Raw genomic sequence first — 6,924 nt, 5'->3', positions numbered from 1 at the left:
CAAATTAAGTTGACGTATGAGTTAACTGTGGTAGTTTTTAAACTGAGTTGTAAATTTAATGTTATATTTAACCCTGGGCGGAGGAGCTATGAGCTCACAAATGACAATAAAAAATGCTTTTAAGCTAAGTGCGGTATCGCTTAGTTTTGTAGGCTTAAGTACGCATGCAGCAGTTGACTGTAGTGTATTAACACAATGGCAAACGGGTCAAACTCACAGCGGTGGCAGCCAAGTACACGCACAAGATAATGCGTATGAGGCAAAATGGTGGACACAGTCAAATCCAGTTGAAAATGCTGGTGACTGGCAAGATTGGAAACTTTTGGGTTTGTGTGACAGCGCTGTCACAGAAAATCAGGCGCCAAATATTACAGTATTAACCCCCGCAAACAATTCTCAACTTGCTGATAAAGACAGCGTTGTCATGACTGCGCAAGCAACCGATGACGATGGCTCTGTGACAAAAGTTGAGTTTTTTGTTGATGGTGCATTAATCGCAACTGATAGTAGCGCACCGTTTAGTACTAATTGGCCTGCAGTTGTCGGCACACATCAAGTGAGTGCTGTGGCAACCGATGACGATGGCGCGCAATCTACGCAAGTGATCAATACGATCAGTGTTACTGAGATCGTGGAGCCGGTTAATCAAGCACCGGTGGCAACAATTAGTTTCAGCAGTTTACCAACAGAATTAACGGTTGGCTCACAAGTGGTGTTTGCGCTTGCTGGTACTGACAGTGATGGTCAAGTAACGGCACTTAACTTTGCGGTTAATGGTGCTGATGTGCACCAAGCAAGTACGGCATCAAGCAGTTATGCTTGGCAAGCAACAGCGCTTGGTCAGGCAACCTTTACGTTAACGGTAACTGATAACGAAGGCGCAACAGCCCAAGTAACAAAGCTGCTTACTGTTGTTGAAGAAAATACCGGACCAGTGACTGGAACTGATTGTCATCCGCAGGGGTTATATCAAACACCAGGTGTAAATACGCCGTATTGTACTGTGTATGATGCAGATGGTCGTGAGATAATGGGTGTTGATCATCCGCGTCGTGTAATTGGTTACTTTACCAGTTGGCGCAATGGCGCAAATGGCCAACCGAGCTATTTAGTAAATGATATTCCATGGGATAAGATAACTCATATCAACTATGCGTTTGCCCATGTTGATGCCAATAATAAAGTATCGATTGGCGATCCAAATGCTGCAGGTAATCCAGCTACAAATATGGAATGGCCAGGAGTGGTAGGTGCCGAAATGGACCCAAGCTTCTCGTATAAAGGTCACTTTAATCTTTTAAACAAATTCAAAAAACAACACCCACACGTTAAAACATTAGTATCTGTAGGTGGTTGGGCTGAAACGGGTGGTTTCTTTGATGAAACGGGCCGCGTTGAAAGTGGTGGTTTTTATACCATGACGACCAATGCAGATGGTTCAGTTAATCAAGCGGGTATTGATGCCTTTGCAAAAAGCTCAGTCGAGTTCATTGAAAAATATGGTTTTGATGGTGTTGATATTGATTATGAATACCCATCATCAATGAAAGATTCAGGTCATCCTGATGATTTCCCAATTTCAAATGCACGTCGTGCAGGTTTAAATGCATCTTACCAAGTACTAATGAAAAAGCTGCGCGAAGAGCTAGACCGTGCTGGTGAAAAAGCGGGTAAACATTATTTACTAACAATTGCATCGCCTTCTTCAGGTTATTTACTACGTGGTATGGAAACATTCCAAGCGGTTAAATACCTCGATTACGTTAACATCATGTCTTATGACCTTCACGGTGCATGGAACTCGCATGTTGGCCACAATGCGGCCTTGTTTGATACCGGTATTGATTCTGAACTAGCGCAATGGGGGGTTTACTCAACAGCTGAGTTTGAAGGGATTGGTTATTTAAATACTGATTGGGCGGTACGTTATTTTCGTGGTGCAGTATCGGCAGGACGTATCAATATTGGTATTCCTTACTACACCCGAGGTTTTAAAGATGTCAGCGGGGGTACTAATGGGCTGTGGGGGCAATCTGCACTACCTAATCAAGCTGATTGCGCAACAGGTACCGGCGTTGGTGAAAAGAACAAGTGTGGTAATGGCGCATTAGGCATTGATAATCTTTGGCATGATAAGAACGATGCAGGACAAGAAATGCCAGCAGGTTCTAACCCGTTGTGGCATGTTAAAAATCTTGAGAACGGCATTGTTGGTTCGTACTTAGGTGTGTATGGCTTAACACCAGAGACTGATGTTGATGATCAATTAACGGGTACTTATACACGTCACTATGACAGCGTTGCTGTTGCACCTTGGTTATGGAACTCAGAGAAAAAAGTATTCCTATCTATTGAAGATGAGCAGTCTATGGCAGCTAAAGTTGATTACGTAATTAACAATGGCCTTGGCGGTATCATGTTCTGGGAACTTGCTGGTGATTATGATTTTGACTCAGCAAAAGGTGAGTACTTCATGGGTTCTACCTTAACAACTTTGGCTTATGACAAGTTTAACCAAAGTGGTGTGGCGTACGACACTCATCCAGGTAATCCAAACTTTGTTGTACCAACTGAAGCGGTAGATGTAACGTTTGCAGCAAAAGACTTCCCAATTGGTGATGATAACTACCCAATTAGCCCAACATTTGCGTTCACTAATAACTCCAATATTGATCTAAGCGGTGCGAAAATTTCGTTTGATGTACCTGTATCAACATCGGCTATTTTTAAATCTAACTGGAACGCACAAGAAAAATTGGGCATGGCAGTTGAAGTAAATGGCTCAAATGCCGCAGGTAACAACATTGGTGGGTATGAAAATGAATTCCACCGTTTTTCAATCACTCTGAACAATGAATGGGGCGGTCAACCGAAAGACTTCAGTGGTGGCAAAACAGTCAATGCGCAAGTTATGTATTACATGCCAATTACCGGTCCTAGTAACTTTACTATAGAAAAAGATGGCAAAGTTTACGCGTTCAAATTTGAATACCCACAATTGCCTGATGGGACTACCGGTGGCGGCGACACCACGGATCCTGGTAATGGTGGTGGCGATACATCTGGTATGTGTGAAGGTGTGGCTGTGAGCTCAATCCCTGTATATCCAAACTTCCCTCAAAAAGACTGGGCAGGCAATCCAAGCCATGCCGCAGGCGGTGACTTAATGGTTCATAACAGTGCCGTTTATAAAGCGAAGTGGTGGACAAGTTCTGAACCAGGAGCAACAGCTGACTGGACTAAAAGTTGTAGTCTGTAAGTAAATAATAGGGGCAAGTTTGCTTGTCCCAAAATTTCAGCTTTTCAAGGACAAAACAATGAAAGCTATTAAATTTAAAACTTTATCACTCTCGGCAGTGGCAAGCAGCGTATTACTAACAATTATGCCAGCGCAAGTGAACGCCCATGGTTATATGGATAGCCCAAAAGCGCGGCAAGCTTTTTGCCAAGCCGATGGTGGGTATTGGTGGCCAGAAGATGGCACTAATATTCCAAACCTTGCTTGTCGTGCCGCATTTTTAGAGTCGGGTACAGTGCAATTTGTACAAGATATTGAGTTTTCAGTTAATACACCGGACTACTTAAATCAAGCTGCGGTAGAGGCTAAGGTACCAAATGGGTCGTTATGTGCCGGTGGTGACAACGCAAAGCGTGGTATGGATTTACCTTCGCCGCATTGGCAACGCAGTGATGTGGTGCCTAATGCCAATGGTGAAATTCAAATTCGTTACTTAGCAGCAACGCCGCATAATCCCAGTTTTTGGCAGTTTTATTTAACTAAACCAAGCTTTAATGCAGCAACAGATGTATTGACGTGGGCTGACTTAGAGCTAGTTCAACAACATGAAAATATTGACGTTATCAAAGATACCGATGGCAAGCGTTATTACGAAATGAATGTTGCTATTCCACAAGGGCGTAGCGGCGATGCTATTTTATATAGCCGTTGGCAACGTATTGATGTGGTGGGGGAAGGTTTCTATAACTGTAGCGATATCAATATTGTGACAGACGCAGGGCCGACGGATCCGAGTGTTTGGTCAAGTGTTGGTTACTTTGTTCGTCAAGGACAAAGTGCCATTGCTGGTGACACTGTTTGGGCACGTTTATTTGATGAAAATGGCCAAGAGGTTATCAATCAGCAATTAAAAGTGACCGCTGCGAATCAAGCGAGTTGGCAGCAAGCACTGGCACAACAACTGAACTTAGATTATGCCCATTTAGTACAAATTGGCGTGCAAAATCAAGCCGGTGACGTGGTTTATAACAGTACTGATGTACTGACTAATCAAGTGTATAGCAGTAATGAAAATTACACTTATAGCTTAAGCGTGCAAAGCGCTCCCACTAATACTGCGCCAATTGTACATACGCCAGATGATTTAGTTGTCGATGAAAACACCAGCACAGCCTTACACCTTCATGCTTTTGATGATGAACAAACGCAATTGAGCTACAGCTGGTTAGTGCCAGCACCACTGAGCTTTACCGGTGGTGACGCAAACGTGGTGATTAGTGCGCCAGAGGTATCAACAAGCACAGATTATACCGTGTCAGTGTCGGTTTCGGATGGTCAATTAAGTACTCAAACTAGTTTTAAAGTCACCGTAAATGACAGCGTTATCACTGATCCTGATGTTGTAGCTTGGAGTAGTAGTGCAGTTTATCAAGCCGGTGACAAAGCCAGTTTTCAAGGAGTTGTTTATACCGCGAAATGGTGGAGTCAGGGTCAGCAACCTGATAGCTCTAATGCATGGCAAAGCGATTCACAATCGGATGTGAATAACGATTGGAATGCAAGTAAAGCCTATCAAAGTGGCGCTGAAGTAACCTATCAAGGACAGCGCTATAGCGCTAAGTGGTGGACTCAAGGTGATACACCTGGACAAGCCAATGTATGGACCAAACTTTAATAAGAAGCCTAAGTTTTGTAGTTCAAACTTATTAAATAATTAAATTAATAATGGATAAGAGAGAAATATGAATATTAAACAGTTAACAGCAGCCATTGGCGTTGCTCTATTTGCAAGTACAGCCTTTGCAGCACCGTCTACACCAAGTATTAATTGGGAACCGCAACAATATTCGTTTGTTGAAGTGAACTTAGAAGGTAACGGTTCTTATAAGCAACTTGTTACCCGTGTGGAGCAGGTGAGCATCAATATTCAATGGAGTGCATGGAGCGGTGACGGTGGTGACAGCTACAAAGTTTACTTTGATGATATGTTGGTAAATGAAGGCACACTTTCTGCAGGTTCTAAGAGCGGAACTATTTCTTTCCCTTATGACAAAGCTGGTCGCCATACATTGTATGTAGAACTATGCGAAGTCGGTACTACTTGCGCACGCAGTGCCGGTAAGCCAATCGTAATTGCAGATACCGACGGCGGGCACTTAGCGCCATTGCCGATGGATGTTGATCCTAATAATCGTGATATTGGTACCAAAGCAGGGTTAGTGACCGGTGCGTATTTTGTTGAGTGGGGTATTTACGGTCGTGATTATGATGTAACAAATATTCCAGCACAAAACTTAAGTCACATTTTATATGGCTTCATTCCAATTTGTGGTGAAAATGCATCACTAACTGGCAGTCCTAAACAAGCACTTGAAACAGCCTGTGCTGGCTCTGCTGATTATGAAGTGGTTATCCACGATCCATGGGCCGCTGTGCAAAAAGCATTACCAGGTGTGGATGCAAAAGATCCAATCCGTGGTACGTATTCACAGTTAATGGCACTTAAGCAACGTTACCCCGATCTTAAAATCTTACCATCAGTAGGTGGCTGGACGCTTTCTGATCCATTTGGTGGTTTTACTAATAAAGCTAACCGCGACACCTTTGTAACATCAATGGAAGAGTTTTTAAGAACCTGGAAGTTTTACGATGGTGTTGATATTGACTGGGAATTTCCTGGTGGTGACGGCCCTAACCCAGATATTGGCGATCCGATAAATGATGGTCCTGCATACGTTGCGTTAATGCAAGAGCTGCGCGCTATGCTTGATAAGCTTGAAGCTGAAACAGGCCGTACTTATGAGCTTACGTCAGCAATTGGCGCTGGTTACGATAAAATTGAAGACGTTGACTACCAAGCCGCTAGCCAATACATGGATTATATCTTCGCTATGACTTATGACTTTTATGGGGCATGGAGTGGCGTAACTGGCCATCAAACTGCGCTTTATTGTGGTGAGCATATGAGCGTAGGGCAATGTAATGGTACGGGCGTAGATGAAAACGGTGAGCCACGTAAAGGCCCTGCTTATACAACAGATAACGCAGTACAGTTATTATTAGCACAAAATGTAAACGCGAAAAAAATTGTTGTTGGTACTGCTATGTATGGCCGTGGTTGGGAAGGTGTTTATCCAACAGGCACCACTATTGATGGTAACCCTATGACAGCAACAGGCTCCGGTCCATTAAAAGGCTCAACAGCACAAGGCGTGTGGGAAGATGGCGTTATTGATTATAAAGGCATCAAAACTCATATGATTGGTGCTGCAGGTACTGGTGTTAATGGCTTTGAAGTAGGCTACGATGACCAAGCGCAAGCGGCGTATGTGTGGAATCGCGCCACAGGTAAACTAATCACTTATGATAGCCGTGAGTCAGTGATAGCTAAAGGTGCTTATGTTAATCAATATAACTTAGGTGGGTTATTTGCATGGGAAATTGATGCAGATAATGGCGATATTCTCAATGCTATGCACGATGGCTTAGGCGGAGTTGTTACACCACCAAGTAATAAAAAACCAGTGTTATCAGTATCAAGCACTGTAACCGTGAACGCTGGCGAAAGTGTTTCTGTCAGTGCTTCAGCAACAGATGCCGATAATGATCCACTGACGTTTAGTTGGACTGCATCACCTGAGTTAACAGTATCTGGCAGTGCAACAAGCACATTGGCAATTACTGCA

General features: G+C 43.5%; 3 protein-coding genes. All 3 read left to right on the top strand.

The window, feature by feature from the left end:
* Nucleotides 1–88 precede the first annotated feature (88 nt).
* On the top strand, nt 89–3,259 hold the full coding sequence (locus H5232_RS21555) for a glycosyl hydrolase family 18 protein (RefSeq protein ID WP_182739991.1): 3,171 nt from the start codon (nt 89–91) through the stop codon (nt 3,257–3,259).
* Between the two features lie 58 nt (nt 3,260–3,317).
* Nucleotides 3,318–4,913, top strand: a complete 1,596-nt coding sequence (locus H5232_RS21550) for a lytic polysaccharide monooxygenase (RefSeq protein ID WP_182718239.1) — start codon at nt 3,318–3,320, stop codon at nt 4,911–4,913.
* Nucleotides 4,914–4,980: 67 nt separating this feature from the next.
* A partial coding sequence (locus H5232_RS21545; protein WP_182831488.1) for a glycosyl hydrolase family 18 protein occupies nt 4,981–6,924 on the top strand: 1,944 nt, incomplete at its 3' end.

This window comes from Pseudoalteromonas sp. SG41-5 (assembly GCF_014164495.1).
Classification (GTDB): domain Bacteria; phylum Pseudomonadota; class Gammaproteobacteria; order Enterobacterales; family Alteromonadaceae; genus Pseudoalteromonas; species Pseudoalteromonas rhizosphaerae.
Note: the sequence above shows the minus strand (reverse complement) of the source record. Positions and strands in the feature narration are given on the sequence as shown.